Source organism: Mesorhizobium opportunistum WSM2075 (assembly GCF_000176035.2).
GTDB classification, from domain to species: domain Bacteria; phylum Pseudomonadota; class Alphaproteobacteria; order Rhizobiales; family Rhizobiaceae; genus Mesorhizobium; species Mesorhizobium opportunistum.
The window spans coordinates 3,359,471-3,384,417 of the sequence record NC_015675.1 but is presented as its reverse complement, the minus strand read 5'-3'; the positions used below and the strand labels follow the sequence as shown (position 1 = coordinate 3,384,417).

The 24,947-nt window shown below is 65.0% G+C and carries 19 protein-coding genes; 9 read left to right on the top strand and 10 right to left on the bottom strand.

Features of this window, described 5'->3' with window-relative positions; genetic code table 11:
- Window positions 1-32: 32 nt before the first annotated feature.
- From MESOP_RS16230 to MESOP_RS16215, 4 genes are all read right to left on the bottom strand, one after another.
- A complete protein-coding gene (locus MESOP_RS16230) occupies window positions 33-1,034 on the bottom strand; it encodes an ABC transporter permease (protein ID WP_013894410.1) in 1,002 nt (333 codons plus the stop codon).
- Complete coding sequence (locus MESOP_RS16225) at window positions 1,031-2,602, bottom strand: sugar ABC transporter ATP-binding protein (protein ID WP_013894409.1); 1,572 nt, start codon at window positions 2,600-2,602, stop codon at window positions 1,031-1,033. The genes MESOP_RS16230 and MESOP_RS16225 overlap by 4 nt, the downstream gene beginning before the upstream one ends.
- Before the next feature lie 102 nt (window positions 2,603-2,704).
- Window positions 2,705-3,457 (bottom strand): DeoR/GlpR family DNA-binding transcription regulator, encoded by a 753-nt coding sequence (locus tag MESOP_RS16220; RefSeq protein ID WP_013894408.1) that lies wholly within the window; start codon window positions 3,455-3,457, stop codon window positions 2,705-2,707.
- A 146-nt stretch (window positions 3,458-3,603) separates the two neighbouring features.
- Window positions 3,604-4,227 (bottom strand): TetR/AcrR family transcriptional regulator, encoded by a 624-nt coding sequence (locus MESOP_RS16215; protein ID WP_013894407.1) that lies wholly within the window; start codon window positions 4,225-4,227, stop codon window positions 3,604-3,606.
- A 277-nt stretch (window positions 4,228-4,504) separates the two neighbouring features.
- Here MESOP_RS16215 and MESOP_RS16210 point away from each other — a divergent pair, with 277 nt between their 5' ends.
- The 6 genes from MESOP_RS16210 to MESOP_RS16185 all read left to right on the top strand — a co-directional run bounded on the left by MESOP_RS16210 (window position 4,505) and on the right by MESOP_RS16185 (window position 12,200).
- Window positions 4,505-5,002, top strand: a complete 498-nt coding sequence (locus tag MESOP_RS16210) for a (2Fe-2S)-binding protein (protein ID WP_013894406.1) — start codon at window positions 4,505-4,507, stop codon at window positions 5,000-5,002.
- Window positions 4,999-6,057: an FAD binding domain-containing protein gene (locus tag MESOP_RS16205; RefSeq protein WP_013894405.1), complete on the top strand. Its 1,059-nt coding sequence runs from the start codon at window positions 4,999-5,001 to the stop codon at window positions 6,055-6,057. The genes MESOP_RS16210 and MESOP_RS16205 overlap by 4 nt, the downstream gene beginning before the upstream one ends.
- Window positions 6,047-8,302, top strand: coding sequence for a xanthine dehydrogenase family protein molybdopterin-binding subunit (locus tag MESOP_RS16200; RefSeq protein WP_013894404.1), 2,256 nt, complete (start codon window positions 6,047-6,049; stop codon window positions 8,300-8,302). Before MESOP_RS16205 ends, MESOP_RS16200 begins: the two co-directional genes overlap by 11 nt.
- A gap of 150 nt (window positions 8,303-8,452) precedes the next feature.
- A complete protein-coding gene (locus tag MESOP_RS16195; protein ID WP_013894403.1) occupies window positions 8,453-8,926 on the top strand; it encodes a (2Fe-2S)-binding protein in 474 nt (157 codons plus the stop codon).
- Entirely contained in the window at window positions 8,923-9,906 is a 984-nt protein-coding gene (locus MESOP_RS16190) for an FAD binding domain-containing protein (protein ID WP_013894402.1), read from the top strand. Before MESOP_RS16195 ends, MESOP_RS16190 begins: the two co-directional genes overlap by 4 nt.
- Window positions 9,903-12,200 (top strand): xanthine dehydrogenase family protein molybdopterin-binding subunit, encoded by a 2,298-nt coding sequence (locus tag MESOP_RS16185; protein WP_013894401.1) that lies wholly within the window; start codon window positions 9,903-9,905, stop codon window positions 12,198-12,200. The genes MESOP_RS16190 and MESOP_RS16185 overlap by 4 nt, the downstream gene beginning before the upstream one ends.
- A gap of 190 nt (window positions 12,201-12,390) precedes the next feature.
- Here MESOP_RS16185 and MESOP_RS16180 read toward each other — a convergent pair whose 3' ends face one another.
- Entirely contained in the window at window positions 12,391-13,401 is a 1,011-nt protein-coding gene (locus tag MESOP_RS16180) for a zinc-dependent alcohol dehydrogenase family protein (protein WP_013894400.1), read from the bottom strand.
- 97 nt (window positions 13,402-13,498) lie between these two features.
- On the opposite strand from MESOP_RS16180, the gene MESOP_RS16175 reads away from it, so the two are divergent.
- Window positions 13,499-14,428: a LysR family transcriptional regulator gene (locus tag MESOP_RS16175; RefSeq protein ID WP_013894399.1), complete on the top strand. Its 930-nt coding sequence runs from the start codon at window positions 13,499-13,501 to the stop codon at window positions 14,426-14,428.
- 17 nt (window positions 14,429-14,445) lie between these two features.
- On the opposite strand, the gene MESOP_RS16170 is transcribed toward MESOP_RS16175, so the two are convergent.
- The 5 genes from MESOP_RS16170 to MESOP_RS16150 form a co-directional block, all read right to left on the bottom strand.
- Window positions 14,446-15,204, bottom strand: coding sequence for a slipin family protein (locus MESOP_RS16170; protein WP_013894398.1), 759 nt, complete (start codon window positions 15,202-15,204; stop codon window positions 14,446-14,448).
- The gene (locus tag MESOP_RS16165) at window positions 15,201-16,583 is read right to left on the bottom strand and encodes an NfeD family protein (RefSeq protein ID WP_013894397.1); all 1,383 of its coding nucleotides are present in this window, start codon (window positions 16,581-16,583) and stop codon (window positions 15,201-15,203) included. The genes MESOP_RS16170 and MESOP_RS16165 overlap by 4 nt, the downstream gene beginning before the upstream one ends.
- A gap of 127 nt (window positions 16,584-16,710) precedes the next feature.
- Complete coding sequence (locus MESOP_RS16160) at window positions 16,711-17,427, bottom strand: outer membrane protein (protein ID WP_041164156.1); 717 nt, start codon at window positions 17,425-17,427, stop codon at window positions 16,711-16,713.
- 76 nt (window positions 17,428-17,503) lie between these two features.
- Window positions 17,504-18,208 carry an outer membrane protein gene (locus MESOP_RS16155; RefSeq protein WP_013894395.1) on the bottom strand — a complete coding sequence of 235 codons (705 nt, stop codon included), beginning with the start codon at window positions 18,206-18,208 and terminating at the stop codon, window positions 17,504-17,506.
- A gap of 212 nt (window positions 18,209-18,420) precedes the next feature.
- Window positions 18,421-19,485: a helix-turn-helix transcriptional regulator gene (locus tag MESOP_RS16150; RefSeq protein ID WP_245265108.1), complete on the bottom strand. Its 1,065-nt coding sequence runs from the start codon at window positions 19,483-19,485 to the stop codon at window positions 18,421-18,423.
- Window positions 19,486-19,772: 287 nt separating this feature from the next.
- Between MESOP_RS16150 and MESOP_RS16145 the strand changes: the two genes are divergently transcribed.
- A complete protein-coding gene (locus tag MESOP_RS16145) occupies window positions 19,773-20,735 on the top strand; it encodes an AraC family transcriptional regulator (RefSeq protein ID WP_041164155.1) in 963 nt (320 codons plus the stop codon).
- A gap of 182 nt (window positions 20,736-20,917) precedes the next feature.
- The gene (locus tag MESOP_RS16140; RefSeq protein WP_013894392.1) at window positions 20,918-24,880 is read left to right on the top strand and encodes an autotransporter domain-containing protein; all 3,963 of its coding nucleotides are present in this window, start codon (window positions 20,918-20,920) and stop codon (window positions 24,878-24,880) included.
- Window positions 24,881-24,947: the final 67 nt, after the last annotated feature.

The following is a 24,947-nucleotide window of genomic DNA, read 5'->3' as shown; positions in this document are numbered from 1 at the left end:
CGGCGATTTTCTGCTGGTGAGCGGGACGCGCCTTACCTCCTCGTGAACGCGACCGCGGCGACGATGATTGCTCCCTTGATGACGAGTTGCAGCGACGAACTGACGCCGAGCAGCACCAGCCCATTGTTGAGTGTGCCGATGATCAGACTGCCGAGCAGCGTACCGAGCACGAAGCCGCGGCCGCCGAACAGGCTGCAGCCGCCAAGGATGACCGAAGCGATGACATCGAGCTCCATGCCTTGCACGACATCTGGCCGCGCCGCGTGCGAGCGCGCCGACAGGATCAGCGATGCCAGTCCGGCGAGCGTTCCGGTCAGCACGAAGGCCAGCGTGGTGACTTGCTTGATGTGGACCCCGGAATAGAGTGCGGCCGTCGGATTGCCGCCCGCCGCGTAGACGCGCCGTCCGTAGACGCTGTAGTGCAAGAGCAGGATGCCGGCCACGGTGACGCCAAGCGTCCACAGGATCGGCGCTGGGATACCAAGCACCGAGCCTTCACCGAAGATCGCGAAATAGTATTCGTTGGTGATGATGACCGGCTTGGTGTTGGTGACCATCAGCGCCAGGCCGCGCGCAGCGCTCAACGTGCCCAATGTCACCAGGAAGGACGGGATTTCGAGGCGGGTGGTCAAGACACCGTTGATCAGCCCGATCAGCGCGCCGGTGCCCAGCCCCGCGACGGCGCCGACGACCCAATTGTTGGCCAGGAAAGCCATGGCCAGCGACGCGCTCATGCCCGAAAGCGCCAATGTCGAGGCGACCGACAGGTCGATCTGCCGGGAAATGATGACGAATGTCATGCCCACGGCGATGATCGAGACCAGTGTCGTCTGCCGGCCGATATTGAGAAAATTGTCGATCGACAGGAACCAGGGCGATGCCAGGCTGAAAACGATCAGCATGACGGCGAAGGCGACGTAGAGCATGTAGGGACGCTCGCCCTGAAGCAGATGCCGCAGCGCCGAGCGACCGCCCGCTTCGTTGGAGGCGCCCCTTGCCATTGGTGCCTTTGCCGGGCTTTGGGTGTCGGTCATGCCGCGTGCTCTTCCGATGGCTGCGATAGTTGAATGAGGTGATGGAGATCCTCGGCGCTGCCGAATTCCTGCCGCCCAATCGTCCTGGTGATGTGACCATCGACGACGATCGAGATGCGGTCGCAAAGCTGCAGCAGTTCCGAGAGATCTGAAGACACCAGCAGAACGCCACTGCCGGCGGCGGCCGCGGCACGAATGACGCCGTAAATCTCCTCGCGCGCGCCGACATCGACACCGACCGTCGGCTCGTCGAGCAACAGCACCCGTGGCCGCGGCTCGTTCCATTTGCCGAACACGACCTTCTGCTGGTTGCCGCCGGACAGGTTCTTCACCGTGGTCGATGCGTTGGGGGCTTTGACGGCCAGCCGGCGCATCGCGGCATTGGCGTGCTCGTTCGAGGACCGGCGCTGCAGCCAACCGAAGCGGGAGAACTCCCGCAGCCTTGGCAGCCCGAGGTTGCGCTCGATCGAATGTTCGAGCACCAGGCCCTGGACATGCCGGTCCTCCGGCACCAGCGCGATGCCTCGCCTTATTGCCGCCGCCGGATCGGTTCCAGCAAGCGAGACACCGTCCAGCCTGGCTTCGCCCGACTGGATGGACCGCAGTCCGAAGATGGTCTGCAGTATTTCGGTGCGTCCGCTGCCGATCAGGCCGGCGAGGCCGTGGATCTCGCCACTGCGCAGCTCGAGATCGGCGCGGTCCAGCCGGTCGTTGCTGACGTCGGTCAATTCGAGCACCGGCTTTTGAGATGAACCGGCCGATGAGGGCACGCCTTGCCCCGATGCCGTGCCGTCCGCCTTCAGGACGGCGTGATCGGGCCCGACAATCGCCCCCACCAATTGCCGCATATTGGTTTGCGCCGTGACGAACGTTCCGGCGTTCTGTCCGTCACGGAAGACCGTCACCCGGCTCGAAATCCGGAACACTTCATTGAGGCGATGCGTGACATAGATCACCCCGACGCCGCGCGCGGCGACCGCCCGGATCGCCTCGAACAGGATTTTCTCCTCATCGTCGGTCAGCGCCGAAGTCGGCTCGTCCAGAATGAGCAGGCGGACATCGCCCATCAGCGCCTTGGCGATCTCGGTCATCTGGCGATAGGCAAAGGGCAGCGAGCCGACCATGGCGCGGGCGTCGAGCGGGATGTTCTGCGATTTGAGGAAGGCTTCGGCCTGCGCCACCAGCTGCCGCTTCTTCAGGAAGCCAAGCCGCGTCTTCGGCTCTCGTCCCAAGAGCAGATTGTCGGCAACCGACAGCGACTCGACCAGGCTCAGATCCTGGTAGACGACCGCCACGCCGGCATCGCGCGACTGGGCGGGCGAAGCGAACGAGACAGGCTTGCCGTCGATTTCGATCGAACCGCCATCATGCACGTGCACACCGCTCAGGATCTTGATCAGCGTCGATTTGCCGGCCCCGTTTTCGCCGAGCAGGGCGTGCACTTCACCGGACCGGATTTCCAGACTGACGCCGCGCAGCGCATTGACGCCGCCGAACCGCTTCCTGACGCCCTCGACGCGCAGCAAGGGGATTTCGGACATCATCGCAGTCGAACCCGGTTCGATCATGACGCCCGCACTTCCTCCCTTTGAAGCGTCCCCTACCCGACGATATCTCTTTTGAGACTTATCTTACTTTTTTTGTGACTTTTCCATCAGGCTGGGGAAATGTCAAATGGAGTCAGGCTGTGGCTGAAATGAATCCGGTCCGACTTCGCCATGCTCGGTGACTATGGCGTCGAAGCCGTCCATGGCTGAGAAGAAGGCGCGCTTGAGCTTGCCGATCTTGCTCGAGTCGATGACGAGATAGTTCTCGCGCGCAAGGCTCATCACCTTCTGCTTCACCACCGCCTCGTGGAAATGCTCGCAAGTGGCGCCGCGCTTGGCATCGACGCCGGCGGCCGACAGGAAGGCTGCGTTGATACCGACGCTCTTCAAAATGTCGAAATCATGCGTGCCCGAGAAAGATGCCGACGCGGGGTGATAAACACCGCCCAGCATGATGATCGTCACATTGGGCTTGCGGCTCAGGCGCTCCGCGATATTCATCGCGTAACATATTGCCGTTATTTGATAATTGTCGGGAATGAGGTCGATCAGGTGGATCAGCGTCGTGCCGCAGTCGATGAAGATCGTCTCGTCGGGCCGTATCTTGCGCACCGCGTGCAGGCAGGCTTCGCGCTTCGCCGCCGCATGGCTGTCGGCCGCGGTCGCCAGTTCGTAGGGAATATCGGCCTCGATCTCGGCCGCGGCCAATATGTGCCCGCCGAGATAGGCGATCTGCCCCTGGTTGTTGGCGATGTCGCGCCGCACTGTCATTTCGGAGACGCCGAGGAGCGTTGCCGCTTCGCTCAGATGGATGACCCGCCGTTCCGACAAAAGGTGGATCAGCCGGGCCGTCCTTTGCGCTTTGCGAGCAGTCATGCGTTGGGCCTGTTGGTCGCCTGAAATGTGAGGATTTTAACAACCGCTCGCACTCAGATGCAAGCGCGGTGCGCGACTTGGTCCTGCAATGGCTGACGGGCATGCCCGGCTTGGCTTTACCGGTCGCCGGGCCAATCGTTCGACCATCAGGCTTTGGCGGATTTCCCCGCCCCGAACCGCAAGCCGTCCATCAGCAGTTTGACCAGCCGCCAGGAGCGGTCGCGCCACTCCGGTGTATCGGGTGCGGAATAGATGCCACCCAGCGCGTGCAGGACGTCGGAGGCATCGACGTCGCCGCGGATAGTGCCGTCGGCCACCGCCGCCTCGACCAGTTGCCGCAAGGCCTGCGATATCCGCCCCGACGTGTCGGAAAACAATGTTGAATTGGTGGTGAAGAGGATGCGCAGGCTGGTCGCCAGGCCGCGCTTGGTCGCGATGTAGTCGACGAAGCGCCGCATCCATTCTTCCAGCGCGACATCGGACGGATATCTTGCCGCAAGCTCCCCGGCAGCGGCACAAAGCGCCTCCGCTTCACGACGGTAGACCACCTCGACCAGGTGTTCGCGCGTTGGGAAATGCCGGTAGAGCGTGCCGATGCCGACCCCGGCGCGGCGTGCGATCTCCTCCAGCGAGGCATCGATGCCGCGCTCGGCAAACAGCGCCGCCGCCGTCTCGACCAGCCGGTCGCGGTTTCGCTGGGCATCCGCGCGCAGCGGCTTGGCCTCCGCGGCGGTCTTCGTTTCGGCGAGTGCTGACGGCTCGACGGCCAATTTTTTCTCCACGGATCAAATATGGGGGCTTGAACCCGGCCGGGCCAGCCCCCACGTAGTAAACGGAGGCACCTCCGTTTTAGTGGAGTACCTTTATCATATAATCAGGGGAATGGGTATGTCACGTCTTTCCAGCCTGCAAGCCGACATCTCCCCTGCGTGCGAGAGAACCGTCTTCATCTCTGCTTTCATCACCAGCATCTGACCACGAGGTGCCTTGCCCTTCCCGGCAAGGCGCCAGTTCAATTCCCGACCTAAGCACTGGAGCCAGAGGTCAATGACCAGCCTTCCCATCACGCTCACCATCAACGGACACCGACACGAACTGGAGGTCGACCCACGCGTAACGCTGCTCGACCTGTTGCGCGAACGGCTTGACCTCACCGGCACCAAGAAGGGTTGCGACCGCGGCCAGTGCGGCGCATGCACGGTGCTTGTCGACGGCAAGCGCATAAACTCCTGCCTGGCGCTGGCGGTCAGCCATGACGGCGCCGACGTCTTGACGATCGAAGGCGTCGCGAACGGTGAAGAACTGCATCCGGTGCAGGCTGCCTTCATCGCCCATGACGGCTTCCAGTGCGGGTTCTGCACGCCTGGCCAGATCATGAGCACGCTCGGCCTGATCGCCGAAGGACAGGCAGGCGAGGATCCCGAGCGCATCCGCGAGGGGCTGAGCGGCAACATATGCCGCTGCGCGGCGTATGGCGGCATCGTGGAGGCCGTCCTGGAAGCCCAGGAGCAACTTGCCAGAACCAACCGGAGGACCGCGGCATGAGAGACTTCGACTATATCAGGCCCGCCACCATTTCCGACGCCATCGCGGCGGCGGCCGAGCCAGGTTCGTCCTATCTCGCCGGCGGCACCAATCTGCTCGACCTGATGAAGGGCGGCATCACCAGCCCCGAGCGCATCGTCGACATCACCCGACTGCCGGAACTCAATCGCATCGAACGGCTGGACGATGGCGGCCTGCGCATCGGCGCGCTGATCCGCAATGCCGATCTGGCCCATGACGCGGCGTTCGCCAGCGCCTATCCCGCAGTGGCCGAAGCGCTGCTTTCGGGGGCCTCGGCGCAGCTTCGCAATGCCGCCACCGTCGGCGGCAATCTGCTGCAACGGACGCGCTGCAGCTATTTTTACGACACTGCCAGCGCCTGCAACAAGCGCGATCCCGGCACGGGCTGCGGCGCGTTGGGCGGTGAGAACCGCCTGCACGCCGTGCTTGGCTGGAGCGATGCCTGCATCGCCACGCATCCGTCGGACTTCTGCGTGCCGTTGGTGGCACTCGACGCCGTGGTCGAGATCGAGGGCAAGGCGGGCCGGCGCCACGTCACGCTGGAGGAATTCCACCGGCTTCCCGGCGAGACGCCGCAGTTGGAGAATCCGCTGGAGCCCGGCGATCTGGTCGTGGCGGTGCGGCTGCCGGCGGAGGCCGCCTCCTTCCGCGCCAATGCGCGCTACCTGAAAGTGCGTGAACGCACCTCCTATGCCTTCGCCGTCGTCTCGGCCGCCGCGGCGCTGGTCATCGACGGCGGCAAGATCCGCGGTGCAAGGCTGGCGCTGGGCGGTGTGGCGGCCAAGCCGTGGCGGGCGCGTTCGGCTGAAGCCGCCCTGCTCGGCGCCGATGCCGACGAGGCGAGCTTCGTTCGCGCCGCCGATGCCGCGTTGGCCGACGCCAGCCCGTCCGGCGACAATGCGTTCAAGATCGAACTTGCCCGGCGCATTGTCGTCAGGGCGCTGACGTCGGCACTGGCAGGAACGCCCGAACGGCTGCCGGCCCTGCCTGCCTCCCCTTTTTCCTCCATCCCCGGAGCGCGCCATGACGCTTGAACTCAACCTCAACCAGCAACCCGCCCATACCCGGCACGGCTCCAGCATCGGCCAGCCGCTGACCCGCCGCGACGGATTTCTGAAAGTCACCGGCACCGCGCGCTATGCCGCCGACAACCATCCGCCCGGCATGCTCTATGCAGTGCTGGCCGTCAGCAGCATCGCGCGCGGCCGCGTCGTCGCGCTGGATATCGAGGCGGCCAAGGCGCATTCGGGCGTGGTCGAGGTGATGACGCCACGCAACCGCCCGGCCCTCGCCATCGATCCGGATGCCAAGGACAACCCCTTCATGTTCCGGCTCGATCTGCTGCAGAACGACCAGGTCCGCTATCCCAACCAGAGCATTGCCGTGGTGATCGCCGAAACCCTTGAAGCAGCGACCGAAGGAGCCGCGCTGCTGTCGCCGCGCTATGAAGCGCTGCCCGCGCGCGTCGGTCTCGACGGCGCTGAAAGCTTCGTACCCCGCGGTGTCGGCGTCGGCGGCCCGGCGGTGCAGCAGAAGGGCGATGTCGATGCCGGCCTCAAATCGGCAACGACGCGGATCGAGGCGACCTACGAGACACCGGCTCAATACCACAACGCCATGGAGCCGCACGCGATCGTGGCCGCCTGGGATGGCGACCGCCTGTCGATAGACACGCCGAGCCAGGGCCTTGCCATGGCGCAGGGCCGCATCGCCGGCCTGTTCGGCATCGCGCCGCAAAATATCCATATCCGCAGCCCTTTCCTTGGTGGCGGCTTCGGCTCCAAAGGCATGATTTCCGGGCCTCAGGTGCTCGGCATCCTGGCGGCACGCCTCGTCGGCCGTCCGGTCAAGCTGGTGCTGCGGCGCGAGCAGATGTACGGCCCCGTCGGCCATCGCGCCCCGACCCGCCAAACCTTGCGTATGGGCATGGACGGCGACGGCCAACTGACCGCGATCTCCCATCACGCCAGGACCACATCGAGCACGTTTGACGATTTCTTCGAACCGGCCGCCGACGCTTCGCATACACTCTATGCCAGTCCGGCCATCGCCACCTCGCACGATGCCGTGCGGCTCGACACCGGCACGCCGCTGTTCATGCGGGCTCCCGGCGAAGCCACCGGTTCGATCGCGCTGGAGAGCGCCATCGACGAGGCCGCGCATGCCTGCGGCATGGACCCGCTGGAATTCCGGCTCAAGAACTATGCCGAAATCGAGCCGATGACGGGCAAACCGTTCTCCTCCAAAGCGCTGCGCGAATGCTATCAACAGGCGGCCGAGGCGTTCGGCTGGGCGAGTCGCCCGCTTCATCCGCGCCGAATGCGCGACGCTGACGGTTTCCTTGTCGGCTGGGGTATGGGCACGGCCACGTTTCCCGCCATCATGTTCCAGGCCGAGGCCCGCGCCGTGCTGAGAAGCGACGGCAGCGGCCTGATGGAGACCGGCGCCCAGGACATGGGGCAAGGCGCATGGACCGCCTTTGCCCAGATCGCCGCCGACGGATTGGGGCTCGACATCGACCGGGTCGAGTTCAAGGCCGGCAGCTCCGATCTTCCCAACGCCGGCATTGCCGGCGGCTCCGGCCACACGGCGACAGCCGGAATGGCGATCCACAATGCGGGCGCCGCCGTCATTGCAAGGCTTGCCGATCTTGCCACCGGTGACCAGCGCTCGCCGCTGTTCGGCGCCGGTAATGAAGGTTTGCTGGCGCGCGGCGGACGGCTGTACCGGCGCGAGGACGAAAGCCGCAGCGAGAGCTATGCCGAAATCCTCACTCGCGCGGGCCTCTCCGAGATCGAAGGCCATGGCAAGGGTGCTGCGGATCCGGCGTCGCAGGAGGCCTATGCCAAACACGCACATGGCGCGGTGTTCGCCGAAGTCAAAATCGACCCCGATTTCGGCCAGATCCGCGTCACCCGGCTGGTCGGCGCATTCGCCGCCGGACGGGTCATCAACCCGCGGCTGGTGCGCAGCCAGTATTATGGCGGCATGATCTGGGGCGTTTCCTTCGCGCTGCATGAGGAAGCCGTTACCGACAGGCGCTCGGGCCGGATCCAGAATGCCAACCTCGCCGAATACCATGTGCCGGTGAATGCCGACGTGCCGTCGGTCGAGGCGCTGCTGGTCCACGAGCACGACCCCCATGTCAATGCGCTCGGCATCAAGGGCGTCGGCGAAATCGGCATCACCGGCACGGCCGGTGCCGTCGCCAATGCGGTCTGGCATGCAACCGGCGTGCGGGCCCGGCGCTTTCCGATCCGGCTGGAGGACCTGCTCTGAGGTGACCAGCGTGCGCGTCGTTCGGAAGCCGATCCCCTTCCGAACGACGCGCACCAGAAACGACAGCGCAGCGACAGGGCTGGAAGCCGTCCGGCCCTCACCTGCCCTATCCCAATCCCATCCGCGTCAAGCAACTGGAGCCAGACGCCCATGACAAAAATCCCCGTCCATCTCGATATCAACGGCCATCGCCACGAGTTGCAGCTCGAACCGCGCGTGACGCTGCTCGACGCCTTGCGCGACCGCCTTGGCCTGACCGGCACCAAGAAAGGCTGCGACCACGGCCAGTGCGGCGCCTGCACCGTGCACATCGACGGAGAGCGCGTGCTGGCCTGCCTCACATTGGCAGCCCAGGCCGAGGGCCGCACCGTCACCACCATAGAGGGGCTTGCACGGGAGGGCGAACTGCATCCCGTGCAAGCTGCCTTCCTCGAACAGGATGCCTTCCAGTGCGGTTATTGCACGCCAGGCCAGATCATGTCGGCGGTGGCCTGCATCCGCGAAGGCCATGCCGGCTCGGATGAAGAGATCCGCGAATACATGGCCGGCAATCTCTGCCGCTGCGGCGCCTACCCGCACATTGTCGCCGCCGTGCGCCAGGCAGCCCTGGAGGCCGCGTCATGAGGGACTTTTCCTATCTCCGCGCCGCTTCGGCTGACGCCGCACGCCAGGCGGCCGCCCTGCCCGGCGCCATGCTGCTGGCTGGCGGCACCACGGTGATCGACCTCGCCAAATGCGGCGTTGCCGAGCCGCACATGCTGGTCGACATCACCCATCTCAAGGGACTGGACCGGATCGAAGTCGACGAGCGCGGCGCCACCATCGGGGCGCTGGCCCGCATGGGCCATGTCGCCGACCATGCCGGGATCAAAAGCCGCTTCCCGGCCATCTCCGAAGCGCTATGGCAGGCAGCCTCGGCGCAGATCCGCAACATGGCGACCATTGGCGGCAATCTGATGCAGCGCACGCGCTGCCCCTATTTCCGCGATCCCGCCAATTTTCCGGCCTGCAACAAGCGGCAACCCGGCAGCGGCTGTTCGGCGATCGGCGGCGTCACCAGGGGACACGCCGTGCTCGGCACCAGCGACGCCTGCATCGCCATGTACCCCGGCGATCTTGCCGTCGCGTTGGTCGCGTTCGACGCGACGGTCCATCTCGGCGATCGACGCATCCCCGTCGACGAGTTTTTCCTGCTGCCTGGCAGCACGCCGGATAGGGAACATGCGATCGAACCGGGCGAGATGATCACCGCCATCGAGATCCCCGGTTTCGCCGCCGCCCGCCGCTCGACCTACCTGAAGATCCGCGACCGGCAATCCTATGAATTCGCCGCCGCGAGCGCCGCTGTCGGCATCGAGTTCGAGGCGGATGGCCGTACCATCCGTGACCTGCGCGTCGCGCTCGGCGGTGTCGCGACCAAACCATGGCGGGCGCGGGCCGTCGAAGACGTATTGAAAGGCAAGGCGCTGGAGCCGGACGCCGTCCGCGCCGCCAGCCGGCTCGCCGTTGACGGCGCCGTCGACCATGGCGCCAACCACTACAAGATCGAGCTCGCGCCGCGTGTCGTCGCGCGCGCTATTCTCAAGTTGGGAGAGACGGCATGACCGTTCACGACATCAGACATGGTGACGCCTCGGACGGAACGCTGGCGCAAGCCGTTGGCGGCCGGCTGTCGCGTGTCGACGGCCCGGCCAAGATCACCGGTGCGGCCAAATACGCCGTCGAGCAGCAGCTCGAAGGCCTCGCATATGCCGCGCTGGTCGAAAGCACGATTGCTTCCGGCAAGGTGCGTTCGATCGAGACAGCGGAGGCCGAGGCAGCGCCGGGCGTGCTCAAGGTGCTGACGCCGGACACCATTATCAGCCTCAGGACCGCGTCCGACTGGTTCGGCACGCCGCCGCCCGACAAGCCCTATTGCCCGCTGGCGCGCGACATCACCTTTTCGGGCCAGCATGTCGCCGCCGTGGTGGCTGAAACCTTCGAGCAGGCGGTTGCGGCAGCGGCCCTGGTCAAGGTCAGCTATGACGAGACGCCTTCCATTGTCGACCTCAGCGACGGCAGGGCCGGGGACGGCATTCCGATCGATGCCATGACCAAGGAATGGGGCGATGCGCCTGCCGCCTTCGCCTCGGCGCCGGTGCGGATCTGCGCCGCCTACAACACGCCGCGCGAATATCAGGCGCCGATGGAACCGCACGGCCTGATCGCGCGCTGGGAGGGCGATCATCTCACCGTGTGGGAGCCGAGCCAGTGGCTGGACGGCATGGCCCGCACCTATGCCGAATGGTTCGGCGTGCCGTTCCAGAATGTGCGGCTGGTCTCGCCCTATGTTGGCGGCGGCTTCGGTTCGAAGGCGCTGGCGCTCGGCCACGGCGCGATTGCCGCGAGTGCCGCCAAGATGCTCGGCCGGCCGGTGCGGCTGGTGATGACCCGGCCGCAGACCTTCACCGGCTATGGCGGCCGCGCCGCGACGCGACAGACGGTGACGATAGGCGCCGGCCATGACGGCGTCATCCAGTCCATCGTGCATCGCGGCGTCAACGAAACATCGATCGACGGCATGTGGGTCGAGCCGCTGGGTTCGGTCACCTCGATCATGTACGCGACGCCGAATTTCTCTTCGAAGCAGAATGTCGTGCGGGTCAACAGCGTGGTGCCGGGCGCCATGCGCGCGCCGGGCGAGAACCCCGGCGCCTTCGGCATAGAAAGCGCCATCGATGAACTCGCCTACGAGGTCGGCATCGACCCGCTGGAGATCCGGCTGCGCAACTACGCCGAACAGGATCCACACGTCAAAAAAGCCTGGTCGACAAGGCAGTTGCGCGAGGCTTTTGCCGCAGGCGCGGAGCGCTTCGGCTGGGCAAGGCGCACGCCGCAGCCGCGCTCGATGCGCGACGGCAACCAGCTGATCGGCTGGGGCGTGGCCGCCGGCACCTATCCGGTACGGCGCGCCTACGGCGAGGCGCTCGTGCGCATTCTGGCCAACGGTTCGGTCGAGGTCGAAAGCTCCTCGATCGATATGGGTCAGGGCACCTACACAATCCTGGCGCAGACCGCCGCAGAGACGGTTGGCGTGCCGGCCGACGACGTGGTGGTGAAGCTCGGCGATTCCCGCTTCCCCCGGGCCGGCGTCACCGGCGGCTCGCGGCTGGCCGGCGTCATGACGGGTGCGGTCTACAAGGCTGCGACCTCGGCACTCGATCAATTGGTGGGTCTGGCGATCAGCGACCCGCGATCGCCCTTCCATGCGCTGCAGGCCAACACGCTGGTGGTGAGCAACGGCCGCATCGGCTCGGCGCGCGGCGATGGCCCCGATGTCTCGATCGCCGAATTGCTCAAGAGCGTTGGTCGCGACCATATCGAGGCGACCGGCGACACCATGCCGGCCAATTCGAGCGCCGAGGATCGCTACAAGAACTACACCACCATCGCCATGGCGCTGCCGCACACCGAAGGCGACTATTCCCGTTACTCCTGGTGCGCGCATTTCATCGAGGTGCGCGTTGACGAGGATTTCGGCACGGTGCGCGTCTCGCGTGTGGTGTCGGCGCTGGATTCGGGCCGGCTCTACAATCCGAAACTGGCCGAAAGCCAGTGGAAGGGCGGCATCATCATGGGGATTGGCCAGGCGCTGCTGGAGGAAGGCATCGTCGACCGCCGCCACGGCCGCATCGTCAACGACAACCTCGCCGATTACCTCGTGCCGACTAACGCCGACATTCCCGATATCGAGGTGATCTCGGTCGGCATCCCCGATCTGCATTCCTCGGCCCTTGGCGGCAAGGGCGTCGGCGAAGTGGCCATCGTCGGCGTCGCGCCGGCTATAGCAAATGCGGTGTTCCATGCGACGGGGAAACGGATCAGGGATTTGCCGATCACGCTGGAGAAGCTGATTTAGGTAGAGGGCATGGTGCGAGGCGCCCCCCTCTGCCCTGCCGGGCATCTCCCCCTCAAGGGGGAGATTGGCAGTTTCGGCTTTCCAGCGTTGATCATTGGTGAGGACGATGAAGTGAATAATCTCCCCCCTTGAGGGGGAGATGGCCGGCAGGCCAGAGGGGGGGGCGCCAGGCGCAAGCCTCATCCTCCCCTCACCACTCCAACCCGAACACCAATTTCCCGAAATGCAGGCCGCCGGCGGCCATGTGGGTGTAGGCTTCGGCTGCTTCGTCAGGTGAAAACACCTTGTCGACGACTGGCTCGATTCCGGCTGCACCGATGGCGCGGGCTGCGTCACGGAGGTCGGACACCGATCCGGTGTTGTTGCCGACCACCTTCAGCGCCTTGATGATGATCGGCAGCAGATTGACCGTGACCTCGGCGCCCGTGAGAAAACCGATGGTGAACAGCGTGCCGCCGGGCGCGGTGGCGTTGACCGCACGGGCAAAGGTGGCGGCGCCGCCGGTCTCGACGACGAGGTCCGCGCCGAGGCCGCCGGTCAGCTCCAGCACCTTGTCGTCCCAGTCTGACGTCGCTCGGTAGTTGATCAAATGATCGGCGCCGAGTGCCTTCGCCCGCTCCAGTTTCTCATCCGACGAGGAGGTGATGATGACGGTGGCGCCGAAGGCTTTCGCCAGTTGCAACGTGAAGATCGAGACGCCGCCGGTACCAAGCAGCACGACGACCGAGCCCGGCCCGACATTGGCGGCGCGGATCGCGTTCCAGGCGGTGGTGCCGGCGATCGGCAGTGTCGATGCCGCCTCGAAGGAGAGGTGCGCCGGAACCGGCACCAGCGCATTGGCCGGCAGCGCGACATATTCGGACAGCGACCCCGGCAGCGAGATGCCTCGCATCTGCCTCATCTCGTAAGGCCGCGGCGGACCGCCGATCCAGTGCGGCTTGGCATGCGCGATCACGCGATCGCCCGTGCTGAATGTCGTGACGCCCTCGCCCAGCGCGACGATCTCGCCGGCGCCGTCGGCGACCGGGATGAGCGGAAAGGTCGGTCCGGGATAATTGCCGCTCGCCACCGCGACATCGACGAAGTTGAGGCTCGCCGCGCGCTGGCGGATCAGCACCTCGCCGCGCTGCGGTTCGGGGGTGGCGACGGTCGTGGCGTGGAAGGCGTCCAGCCTGGCCTGGCTGAGTTCGATGGCTTTCATGGTTTCACTCCTGTGTGACGATGGATGGGTTGAGTGAACCTAGCCGCTGCGCTATCCATAGATAATCCTCGTCATCTACATTTGAGTATTGCGGATCATGCAGCAATCACACGAGCCGGCAGCCCTTGCCGAAATGGCGGCCTTCGCGGCCATCGCCGAGGCGCGCTCCTTCACCAGGGCGGCGGCGCGCGTCGGGCGCGACGCGACCATCCTGTCGCGGCGCCTGCAATCGCTGGAGGAGCGGCTGGGGGTAAGGCTGCTCCATCGCACGACGCGCAGCGTGTCGCTGACCGAAGCGGGCGCCGAATTCCTGGTGCGCGTGCGCGCCATCCTCGCGTCGGTCGACGAGGCCGAGGCAGCGGCTTCCGCCCATGCCGGCGGCGGCCCGCGCGGCCTGCTCAGGCTGGCGCTGCCCGGCACCTTCGGGCGCATGTGGATCGGCCCGCTGCTGCCGCAATTCCTGGCCGATTTTCCCGATGTCCGCATCGAGGCCGAATTCTCCAACCGCTTCGCCGATCTGGTCGCCGAGAATTTCGACGTCGCCGTGCGGCTCGGCGCGCTGGAGGATTCACGTCTGGTGGCACGCAAAGTGGCGACGCGGCGCCGGCTGCTGTGCGCCGCTCCCACCTATCTCGCCCGAAGCGGCACGCCGGAGACACCGCAGGCGTTGCTAGAACATTCCTGCCTGGGCTTCTCCGGCTTCCAGACCTTTCCGGCCTGGGAGATGACCAACCGCGAAGGCCGGCGCGTGCGCGTCGAGGTTTCCGGGCCGCTGGTCAGCGACGATGCCGAGGTGCTGGTCGAGGCCGCCGTGCAAGGCGTCGGCCTGATGATGAGCACTGATTGGCTGGTCGGCCGCGAGCTCGCTGACGGACGGCTGGTGCCCGTCCTTGAGGACTGGACGCTGGCCGACGAAGGCGCGGTCTATGTCGTCATGCCCTCGGCCAAGGGACAAGCCGCCAAGACCCGCGCCTTCGCCGACTGGATCGCCAAGCGCTTTTCGCCGGAGCCGCCGTGGCGGGGATGAAGGGTGCCGCAACGCCCTTACTTCCCCTGCCCCTTCAAAAACTGCCCGAGCAGATCGACCGGCAGCGGGAACACCACCGTGGACGAACGCTCCCCGGCAATGTCGTGCAGCGCCTCGAAATAGCGCAGTTGCATGGCTTGCGGCTCGGCCGCCAGCATCCGCCCCGCTTCGACCAGCTTCGCCGCCGCCTGCTGCTCACCCTCGGCGTTGATCACCTTGGCACGCCGCAGCCGCTCGGCTTCGGCCTGCTTGGCGATGGCGCGGATCATGTTCTCGTTGAGGTCGACATGCTTGATCTCGACATTGGACACCTTGATGCCCCAGGCATCCGTGCGCTGGTCGAGGATCTCCTGGATGTCGCTGTTGAGCTTGTCGCGCTCGGCCAGCATTTCGTCGAGCTCGTGCTTGCCGAGCACCGAGCGCAGCGTGGTCTGCGCCAGCTGGTTCGTGGCCGCCATGAAGTCCTCGACCTGGATGACCGCCCGCTCGGCGTCGACGATGCGGAAATAGAGCACCGCGTTGACCTTCACCGAGACGTTGTCGCGCGAAATCACGTCCTGTGGCGGCACGTCCTGCACCACCACCCGCAGATCGACCTTCACCATCTGCTGGACGAAGGGAACGAGGATGATGAGACCGGGCCCCTTGACCCCGGTGAAGCGGCCGAGCGTGAAGACCACGCCGCGCTGATATTCCCTGAGGATGCGGATGGCCGCGGACAGGAACATGATCACCACCAGCGCGACGACCAGATAGGCCACATAACCAATCATCATTGTCTTGCTCCATTGCCTCCCGCATCGCGCCGCCGAACCGTCAGCACCAGGTCGCTGATGTCGGTGACCTCGACGCTGTCGCCCGCCTCGATCGGCTCATCGGCCTTCGCCCGCCAGCGCTCGCCCAAGGCAAGCACATGGCCCTCGCCGCCCTGCCAGTCGAGGATCTCGGCCGGCACGCCGCGCATGGCCTCGCCACCGACGCGCGGCGGGTTCCGGCGCACCGCCCGGACGTAGGTGCCGGTCAGCAGCGCCAGCCCAAGCGTCAGTGCGGCGGCGGGACCGATGACGGCCCATGACATGGCAAAGCCTGGCCCTTCGACCCTCATCAGCATGGCGGCACCGAACACGAAGGCGGCCACGCCGCTGAGCCCAAGCACGACGGTGGGATTGAACGCCTCGATGACCAGAAAAGTGATGCCCAGCAGCATCAGGGCAAGGCCGGTATAGTTGATCGGCAAGAGATCGAGCGCATAAAGCCCGAGCACGAGGCAGATGGTGCCGACGACGCCGGGCGCCACCGCGCCTGGGCTGGTGAACTCGAAGACGATGCCGTAGACGCCGACCAGCATCAGGATGACGGCGGTGTTGGGGTCGGTGATGACGGCGAGCAGCCGGATGAACCAGCCGGGCTCCAGCGTCTCTACCGGCAGCCCGCTGGTTGCCAGAAGCACTTTCCTGCCGGCCACATCGACCGTGCGGCCATCGGCCTGCTGCAACAGCTCGGTGGTGTCACGGGCGACGAGGTCGATCACATGCTCCTGCAGCGCCGCATTGGCCGACAGGCTCGCCGCCTCGCGCACCGCCTTCTCGCCCCAATCGCCATTGCGCCCGCGCAATTCGGCGAGCGAGCGGATCAGGGCGACGGCGTCATTGGTCACCTTGGCCATCATCGCATCGCCGGCCGGCCGGCCGTTGGCATCCTTCTGGTCCTTAGCCGGGCCGTTGTCCTTCTCGCCGCCGGGAAGCGACGGCAGCCCGCCCATCTCGACCGGTGTTGCAGCTCCGAGATTGGTGCCGGGCGCCATCGCCGCGACATGGGTGGCGTAGAGTATATAGGTGCCGGCGCTCGCCGCGTGGCCGCCGGCCGGCGCGACATAGCCGATGACCGGCACCGGCGAGGCCAGGATGTCGGCGATCATCTCGCGCATCGAAGTAACCAGCCCGCCGGGCGTGTCGAGCTTCAGGATGAGTGCCGCGGCGTCCCGCCGGGCGGCGACGTCAAGCGCTTCCTCGAGCTGCCTGGTGCTTGCCGGCCCGATGGCGCCGTCGATGGCGACGCTCAACGCAACCCTCTCGCCCCCGGCCGAAGGGAAGGGAGAAACGACAGCCGCGACGACAAGGGTCACGGCAAGAAGGGCCACCCGCGCGAAGGACACGCTCAACGCTCCATGAACTCAATATGGGTTCCATTTCAGCGAAGTCCATGAGGGGAATGGTGGCAATGATTGGCGAAGCGGCTGAGCGCAATTTCCCCGCTCTAGGGGAGATTGGCGGCTTCGGCGGTCAGAATTTATAGGCCACGCCGATCCGCAGATCATGCGTCGTCAGGTCGACCGCATCCGGGTTTAGAGGAGCACCATTAACCAAGGAGTGGCGCACAGAAGTGTGGCGGCCGAAATCGGCGAACCGGTATTCGCCGCGAACCAGCCAATTGTCGGTAACCGCGTATTCGGCGCCGGCGCCAAGTGTATAGCCTGCGACTGTGCCCTTGACGTCGGCATAAGGTGTGCTGCCGGGAAGGTTCACGGTGGTGTGCTTGTAGCTTGCCACCGCCAGGCCACCGGTGACAAAGGGAAGCCACCGATCCACCGCATAGCCGGCTCTCAGGCGTAGCGAGCCGACCGTATCCAGTTTGAGTTCACCGCCAAAGGCCGGGTCATCGACACCAAGCGCTCGATAATGCGTCGTGTCCTTCACGCCAGCAAAGCTGTAGTCAGCCTCGATGCCAAGAACAAGCCCGCTATCGAACTGATGATTGACGCCGGCATACAGGCCGCCGAACCCACCCGACGGATTGTATCCCCAGCCGTAATCGTCGAAGCTGCCCGGGGCAAAGGTCTGGCCGACCCTTGCATTTGCCCATGCATATCCGGCCTGTGCGCCGATATAGGCCCCGGACCAGTTGTAGGTGGTGTCACCCGGCAGAACCACGTTGGTGTCCGCTGCCGACGCCATACCGACAGGCGTGATGACCGCCATGGCAAGAAGAATGGTTTTCATCGTTTGTATGTTGCCCCGAAATATTGCGTTGCCCGCGCCGAAAAAGCCGGCGCGGGGTATTGTTCGGCCTTGTGGATCAGAACTTGTAGCTGAGGCCGACCCGGACATCGTGCGTCTGGAGATCGACGCTCGTCACCGTCGGAAGACCGGCTGCCAACGAGAGGTCCTGGCTGCCGAAATCGGAGTAGCGGTATTCGGCCCGCGCGATCCATCTGTCGGTGAAGGCATGCTCGATTCCGGCGCCAACCGTCCAGCCGACATGGCTCTCGTCGTGGAACGGTATTTCACCGCCGGGGCCGGCGCTGATCGCGGTCACTTCATATTTGGCCGCGGCCACGCCGGCGGTAATGTAGGGCAAGGTCCGGTCGAACGCGTAGCCCGCCCGCAGCCGCGCCGATCCCTGCCATTTGAGTTCGCTCTTGAGCAATGTGGTGACGCCACCGCCGCCGGTGTCGACAGGTGTCAGTCCATCGGCATTGCTGTAGGCGATATCAGCCTCGGCGCCGATCACGAAGTTGTTCGCCATCTGGTAGTTGGTGCCGATATGGATGCCGCCGACAAAACCGTCCGGATCAAGCGGCACGTTGAGGTCGGATCCGCCGCCGAAGCCGCCGCCGGCGATGAAGAGATTGGATTTTCCGGCCGCGTAACCGGCATCGACGCCGGCATAGAGGCCGGACCAGTCGTAGCCGGCAACAGGCGAAACCTCATTGATGTCGGCCGCGCAGGCCATGCCGACAGGCCCGAGAATGAAGACTGTCGCGAGAAGAAGGGTTTTCATTTGTTTGTCTGCCGCCCCAAGGGTTATGGTCCCGCGCGAAATGCGTCGCGGAGATCCAGCTGTTGTCGCGTCCCCGGTGTTGCATTGTCCGCCGGTCCCGTCTTGGGCTGGGCCGCACCTGAATTGTCCTGGAGAGCACTGCAATGCTTTCTCGGTCGGTGTGGCCATTCGGCCTCAGTCGATCGGTGGCCTGTGTTCGGCGGCGAGCGGCTTTAGCCTGTTGAGGCCTGAACCGCCAGCGGCGTACCTATGTCCGAGACGAGTTTGACGAGATCGGCTTGGCGTCTCGTACCGGTTTTGGCGAAGATACGATTGAGATGCGTTTTCAGCGTGTTTTCGCCGATGCCGAGAGACGATGCGCTCTTCGAGGCGGACAATCCGCTGCCGATGCGCAACAGGACCCGCGCCTCCGCCGGCGTAAGGTCGAACAAGGTGGTGAGAACGGCCTCGGGGAGCGGGGAAGAGGACGTCGTCGTCGACACGAAGACGGCGGCACATGCGGGCTGGAAAGCGGCGCGAGCCGTTCCTTCGCTCAACGGCAGCACATAGGCCACGGCGGGCGGCTGGCCCGGGGCCGAAATGGGCAGGCCAATGCCGCGGGAGCCAAGCAGAAAATCCGCGCTCGCCGCGCTGGCGATCGCTTCCAGCAGGGCGCGGGCCACCGCCGGATTTTGAACCTGGAGCACGCCGTTCCTCGAAAGAATGGGGCCTTGCGCGGAAAACATCCGTTCGGCGGCGCCATTGGCGTGGAGGATCGCTCCACTGGCTCCGGTCAGGACAACAGGCACCGCCAGATGGTCGAGTGCCTGGCGGTAGAGATTGGCGGTGACGCGGCTCTGATCGAGCAGATCTCCGATCAGCGACGCACGGCGCAGATGCGGCGAGAGCAACGCCAGGAAACGCTGATCCTCGGCTGATATGGCCTCCCTGCTGGCCCGCGTGGTGCAACCCATCAGCCCGATCCGGTCCGGCGTATGGACGAATTTGGTGATGCAGCCTTCGCGCAGTCCCTGCGGTTTGGCCCAATTCTGAAAAAACGGAGTCTGCTGGAGCTCGGCTTCGCTCATCTGCGACAGCGTCGCGACAGGACTGTCGACGTCGCCGACGACCGCAGCCTTCAGCCCGGGAATCGTGTCAAAATCATAGTCCTCCTGGAGCACGCGCATCTGTTCGGGATCCCAGGGCGATTGGGCCGCGAAGCGGCCTTGATTGCCGGCGGTGCTGGCAAGCGCGATGGTGGTATAGGCCGCATCGACAGCCCCGGTGATCCGGATCATCACCCCGGCCCAACCGTCGGGGTCCAGGACGCAATCATAGATATCGCCAATGATCGAACAGAGAACTTCACTGCTCAGTCTCTCCACACGCCCCCCATTTTGCTCCGATCTCGCCTCGAAGGAATTTGTAGCGTCATACTTTCAGGTGACGCCACGCGCGGTTGATCTCGATTAAGGATTTGAATTCGATCAGTTGATACTGGCGGCTATTGTCGCTGGTTATTCTTGGAATGGGAAGCATCGCGCTCAATATATTAGAGTTAGCGAATACATATCGGGTTGCACCATTGTCACAAAAGACGGTCTTTTCATCGGCTCAGTTGCCATCGCATCTCAGCGAACGAGATCGGTTTTCCCTCTGGCAGGACATCCATGTCGCGGAGATATGGTCGGTCGAATATGGCACATCGGAAAACCTGCCCTTCCAAGCCTCGATCGAAGCCACGACCGTGGGAGAACTGGTTCTTGGCCAGATGTCCGGAACAATCAAGCATGCGACGAGGAAGGCGAGCAACATTGCCGATGACGACAATGACGGATACCTGCTGCTGATCAACAAGGCCGACACCCTGTTGTCCGGGACCCAGGCCGGCCGCGAATACGGCGTCGGTCGGGGCGAAGCGGTCCTGGTCACGGCAGCGGAAGCGCTGAAAATGGGCGGTGCCGACTGGAACGTCTGGACGAACGTGGTCGTTCCGCGCGCCATCCTCACACAGGCCTTCCCGCAGATCGACGACAGGCTGGCATTAAAGATAGGCGCCGAAAACGAAGCGCTCGATCTCCTCAAGCGTTATTGCCAGCTGCTTGAAGCCGGCCGCCCCCTCGCCTCGCCAGATCTCATAGCACACGCGACGGAAACGATCGTCGATTTGATCGGCCTGGTGACCGGCGCGAAAGGCCAGCGCGCCGAACTGGCCGGCCTCCGGGGCCTGCGCGCCGCCCGCCTGCAGGCGATCATGGCCAAGATCGCCGACAATTTCGCCGACCCCGGCATCTCCGCCCAAGGCGTCGCACAAGAACTTGGCCTGTCGGCGCGCTACGTCCACGATCTCCTTCAGGAGACCGGCACCAGCTTCACCGAGCGCGTCCTCGAATTGCGCTTGCAGCGGGCCCACAAGATGCTCTCGCAAAGACACAATGACGACATGCGGGTCAGCGACATCGCCATGATAAGCGGGTTCAGCGATGTGTCCTATTTCAATCGCTGTTTTCGCCGCCGGTTTGGCCATACGCCGACGAGCGCCAGATAGGGGATGGGCTCCTGCTGTAGTCCGCAGGCCCACCTGCGCGATCGCACCGAACTGCCACAGTGGGCACAAAATGGACTGCTGTTCACCCCAGTCCAATTCCAGTGCGGCCCAGCCCAAGACAATCTCTATCCGCGATGCGATGTCAGCCTCAGGGCGAAACGACCGTAATGTGAGGGGACTGAATGCCGCAGAATGGTTTGGGGTGCCGCAAGGCGAAGGCGTTAAAATGTCTGGCGCTGGCATCGACGGCGCTGATCGGTGTTGGCCAGCCGATCGCCGCCACGGCTGCCGAGATCTGGACCGGCGCTGCTTCGACGGACTGGTTTACCGCGGGAAACTGGAACCCTGGGTCGGTGCCGACAGCGGCAGACGACGTTTCTCTCGATCCGACATTCCCCCACCCGGCCGTGATCAATGCGCCAAATGCGGCCGCACACTACCTGTTTGTCGGCACCATTGCGAGCTACTCGGGCTCGCTGACCATCACGAGCGGCGGCACGCTCGCCGACACCGCCGGCTTTCTCGGCTACGCTTCTGACGCGAACGGCAGCGTGAGCGTCGTTGGCGCGGATGCGGTCTGGAGCAACAGTTCGGACCTCTTCCTTGCCTTGGGCACCAACAGCACCGGCACCTTGACGATCTCAAAAGGCGGCGCTGTGAGCGACACCGTGGGTCATGTCGGCTTCGGTTATGGCACCGGCACCGTGACCGTCGATGGGGCCGGCTCGACCTGGACCAACAGTGGAGACCTGTATGTCGCCGAATTCGGTGTCGGCACGCTTGATATCACCAAGGGCGGCGTGGTCAGCAATGCCGTGGGCACCATCGGTTGGCATCCGGGCTCCAGCGGTACGGTGACGGTCGATGGTACGGACTCCACCTGGACAAACAGTTCCAACCTGTTCGTCGGCGACCAGGGCAAGGGTGCGCTGATGGTCACGAACGGCGGCGCGGTCAGCAACCTGAGCGGCATCGTGGGCAACCTGGTGGGCTCGACCGGCACGGCGACCGTCGATGGTGCCGGCTCGACCTGGGCCAACGGAGCCCTCGCGGTCGGCAACGCGGGCTTTGGCGTGCTGACGGTCACGAATGGCGGCGCGATCACCAGTTCGGTGGGTTATGCGGGCTATGCCGCAGGCTCCAGCGGCATGGTGACGGTCGATGGCTCGACCTGGACAAACAGTTCCAATCTGTTCATCGGCGATCAGGGCAAGGGTGCGCTGACGGTCACGAACGGCGGCGCGGTAAGCAACGCCCTGGGCTATGTTGGCGACTTCGCGGGCTCGACCGGCACGGTGTTCGTCGATGGGGCCGGCTCGACCTGGAGCAATGCCTCCGATCTCTATGTTGGCAATCTCGGCGCGGGCGCTCTGGCAATCACCCACGGCGGCGCGGTAAGCAACGCCTCGGGGACTGTTGGCGCGAAGGCGGGCTCGACCGGCATGGTGTTCGTCGACGGAAAGAAGTCGACCTGGACAAACAGCGGCACGCTGATCGTCGGCGGTCTCGGCGCCGGCACGCTGTCAATCTCGGGCGGCGCCACGGTCGACAGCGGTTCGAGCTATATTGGCTACAGTGCTGCCTCGAACGGCACCGCGATTGTCGACGGCATGGGCTCTAAATGGACCAGCAGCGGGAATCTTTTCGTTGTCGGCCAGAGCGGGACTGGCACATTGACCATTTCGAACGGGGGCGCTGTCGACAGCGTCTTGGGCTATGTCGGCAACTACTCCGTCGGCACCGCTTTGGTCACCGGGGCGGGTTCTACATGGAACAGCAGTTCGGCTCTCTATGTCGGCGTCAGCGGCGGCGGTGTCGGCACGCTGACGATCCAGGGCGGCACGGTGAAAAACACTGTCGGCCACCTGGGGAACTCGGTCGGCTCCACCGGTACGGTGATCGTCGACGGCGCGGGCTCGAGCTGGATCAACAGCTCGGCCCTGTCCGTCGGCACCGCGGGTACCGGCACGCTGGCCATCTCAAATGGGGGAAGCGTCAAGAGCGCTGCCGCAACGGTTGGCGGCGTCGCTACAGGAACGGGTCTGGTGACCGTGGCTGGTGCGAATTCGATTTGGGCCAACAGCGGCGACCTCTATCTCGGCAACCTCGGAACCGGCACACTGAATGTCTTGAATGGCGGCACGGTCACCAATGCCTGGGGCTATGTCGGCTACAATCCAGGCTCGACCGGCACGGCGACGGTCAACGGAGCTGGCGCGACCTGGACCAGCAGCGCCGGCCTGACGGTTGGCCTCGACGGTGCGGGCACATTGACGATTTCGAACGGCGGCATCGTTTCAGCCGCGGGTATCGTGACCATTGCCAGCCATGTCGGCTCCGTCGGCACGCTCAACATCGGTGGCGCGACCGGTGCGGCTGCGCTGGCGCCGGGCTTGCTCAATGCCGCGAGCGTGCAATTCGGATCGGGCGACGGCACAATCAACTTCGATCATACCGACACGAACTACGCCTTCGCCCTGGCGATCGGCGGCGCCGGCACGATCAACCAGGTCGCCGGCACGACGAACCTGACGGCGGATTCGAGCGGCTTCACCGGCGCCACCTACGTGGTCGGCGGACGGCTGGCCGTGAACGGTTCGCTGGCTAGCTCGCTGGTGACGGTCTCCGGCGGCATATTAAGCGGCAACGGCACAGTCGGCGGCATCGTCGCAAAGTCGGGCGGCATCATCGCGCCGGGCAATTCGATCGGCACGCTCCATGTCGCGGGAAATGTCGACCAGGCGGCGGGCTCGATCTACCAGGTCGAGCTGACCTCGACCGGCCAGTCCGATCTCATCATGGCGACGGGAACGGCGACGATCGCCGACGGCGCTGTCCTCGACGTGGTCAAGACGGACGCAGCGCCTTATGTGCTGGGCACGCACTACACCGTGCTGCAAGCCGATACGGGCGTCACCGGCACCTATACGCTGACCGGAGCCGGCCCCTTCGTCGGCCTTGTCGCCAATTACGACCCGAAGCATGTCTATCTCGATGTGGTGCAGGCAAAGACCTTCGCCGCCGTCGGCCTGACGCCCAACCAGATCGCCACCGGCGGCGGCGCGGAAAGTCTTGGCAGCGGCAATACGCTGTTCGATGCCATCTTTGCATTGCCGAGCGAAGCCGCTGCCCAGGACGCTTTCGACCAGCTTTCCGGCGAGATCCACGCTTCGGCCAAGGGCATGCTGGTCGAGGACAGCCGCTTCGTGCGCGACGCCGCGACTTCCCGAATCCGTGCGGCCTTCGGCGATACAGGCAGGGCTGCCCTCCCGGTCATGGCCTATGGCGAAGGCGGGCCTGAAATGGTCGCCGCCGACACCGACCGCTTTGCCGTCTGGGGCCAGGCCTTCGGCTCCTGGGGCAAGACCGATAGTGACGGCAACGCCGCCGCCTTCGATCGATCGACCGGCGGCCTGCTGGCCGGCGCCGACACGCTGGCCGGCGGTTGGCGCGTCGGCGTTCTCGGCGGCTACAGCCATTCCTCATTCGATGCCGACGCGCGCCAATCCTCCGGCAAGAGCGACAGCTACCATCTCGGTCTCTATGGCGGCACCAACTGGGGTGCCATCGCTTTCCGCACCGGCGCCGCCTACTCTTGGAGCAGCCTTTCGACGCATCGCTCCGTCACCTTCAACGGTTTTGCCGATGGGCTGTCGGCCGACTACGATGCCAGCACCGCGCAAATCTTCGGCGAACTCGCCTACAGGGCCGGGACCGGCGGCAGCTTCAAGTTCGAGCCGTTCGCCAACTTTGCCTATGTCAGCGTCCACACCGACGGTTTCACCGAGACGGGCGGCCCAGCCGCACTCACCAGCCAGGGCCGCACCGCCGACGCCACCTTCACCACGCTCGGCTTGCGAGGCTCGACCGACTTCATGCTTGGCGGCATCGGCGCCACCGCGCGCGGCACGCTTGGCTGGCGCCATGCCTTCGGCGATGTCACGCCGACCTCCAGTTTTGCCTTCGCCGGCGGCGACGCCTTCACCATCGCCGGCGTGCCGATCGCCAAGGACAGCGCGCTAGTCGAGGCAGGGGTCGATCTGCCGCTTGCCTCCAACGCCACGCTCGGCCTGTCCTACACCGGCCAGTTCGGCGGCGGAGCGGTCGACAATGGCGCCAAGGCAAACCTCAGCGTAAAATTCTGACGAGAAAAACAGCGAACGTATTTCGGCCGGATCGAGGCAATGCTCGCTGACGGCGGGGGCGAACGCT

What these genes read in the sequence shown, in the direction of transcription:
- MESOP_RS16205 (WP_013894405.1), top strand. Translation starts at nt 4,999, where the DNA reads ATGAGAGACTTCGACTATATCAGGCCCGCCACCATTTCCGACGCCATC.
- MESOP_RS16230 (WP_013894410.1), bottom strand. Translation starts at nt 1,034, where the DNA reads ATGACCGACACCCAAAGCCCGGCAAAGGCACCAATGGCAAGGGGCGCC.
- MESOP_RS16170 (WP_013894398.1), bottom strand. Translation starts at nt 15,204, where the DNA reads ATGATGATTGGTTATGTGGCCTATCTGGTCGTCGCGCTGGTGGTGATC.
- MESOP_RS16155 (WP_013894395.1), bottom strand. Translation starts at nt 18,208, where the DNA reads ATGAAAACCCTTCTTCTCGCGACAGTCTTCATTCTCGGGCCTGTCGGC.
- MESOP_RS16225 (WP_013894409.1), bottom strand. Translation starts at nt 2,602, where the DNA reads ATGATCGAACCGGGTTCGACTGCGATGATGTCCGAAATCCCCTTGCTG.
- MESOP_RS16185 (WP_013894401.1), top strand. Translation starts at nt 9,903, where the DNA reads ATGACCGTTCACGACATCAGACATGGTGACGCCTCGGACGGAACGCTG.
- MESOP_RS16220 (WP_013894408.1), bottom strand. Translation starts at nt 3,457, where the DNA reads ATGACTGCTCGCAAAGCGCAAAGGACGGCCCGGCTGATCCACCTTTTG.
- MESOP_RS16190 (WP_013894402.1), top strand. Translation starts at nt 8,923, where the DNA reads ATGAGGGACTTTTCCTATCTCCGCGCCGCTTCGGCTGACGCCGCACGC.
- MESOP_RS16150 (WP_245265108.1), bottom strand. Translation starts at nt 19,485, where the DNA reads ATGATCCGGATCACCGGGGCTGTCGATGCGGCCTATACCACCATCGCG.
- MESOP_RS16160 (WP_041164156.1), bottom strand. Translation starts at nt 17,427, where the DNA reads ATGAAAACCATTCTTCTTGCCATGGCGGTCATCACGCCTGTCGGTATG.
- MESOP_RS16140 (WP_013894392.1), top strand. Translation starts at nt 20,918, where the DNA reads ATGCCGCAGAATGGTTTGGGGTGCCGCAAGGCGAAGGCGTTAAAATGT.
- MESOP_RS16200 (WP_013894404.1), top strand. Translation starts at nt 6,047, where the DNA reads ATGACGCTTGAACTCAACCTCAACCAGCAACCCGCCCATACCCGGCAC.
- MESOP_RS16195 (WP_013894403.1), top strand. Translation starts at nt 8,453, where the DNA reads ATGACAAAAATCCCCGTCCATCTCGATATCAACGGCCATCGCCACGAG.
- MESOP_RS16175 (WP_013894399.1), top strand. Translation starts at nt 13,499, where the DNA reads ATGCAGCAATCACACGAGCCGGCAGCCCTTGCCGAAATGGCGGCCTTC.
- MESOP_RS16180 (WP_013894400.1), bottom strand. Translation starts at nt 13,401, where the DNA reads ATGAAAGCCATCGAACTCAGCCAGGCCAGGCTGGACGCCTTCCACGCC.
- MESOP_RS16210 (WP_013894406.1), top strand. Translation starts at nt 4,505, where the DNA reads ATGACCAGCCTTCCCATCACGCTCACCATCAACGGACACCGACACGAA.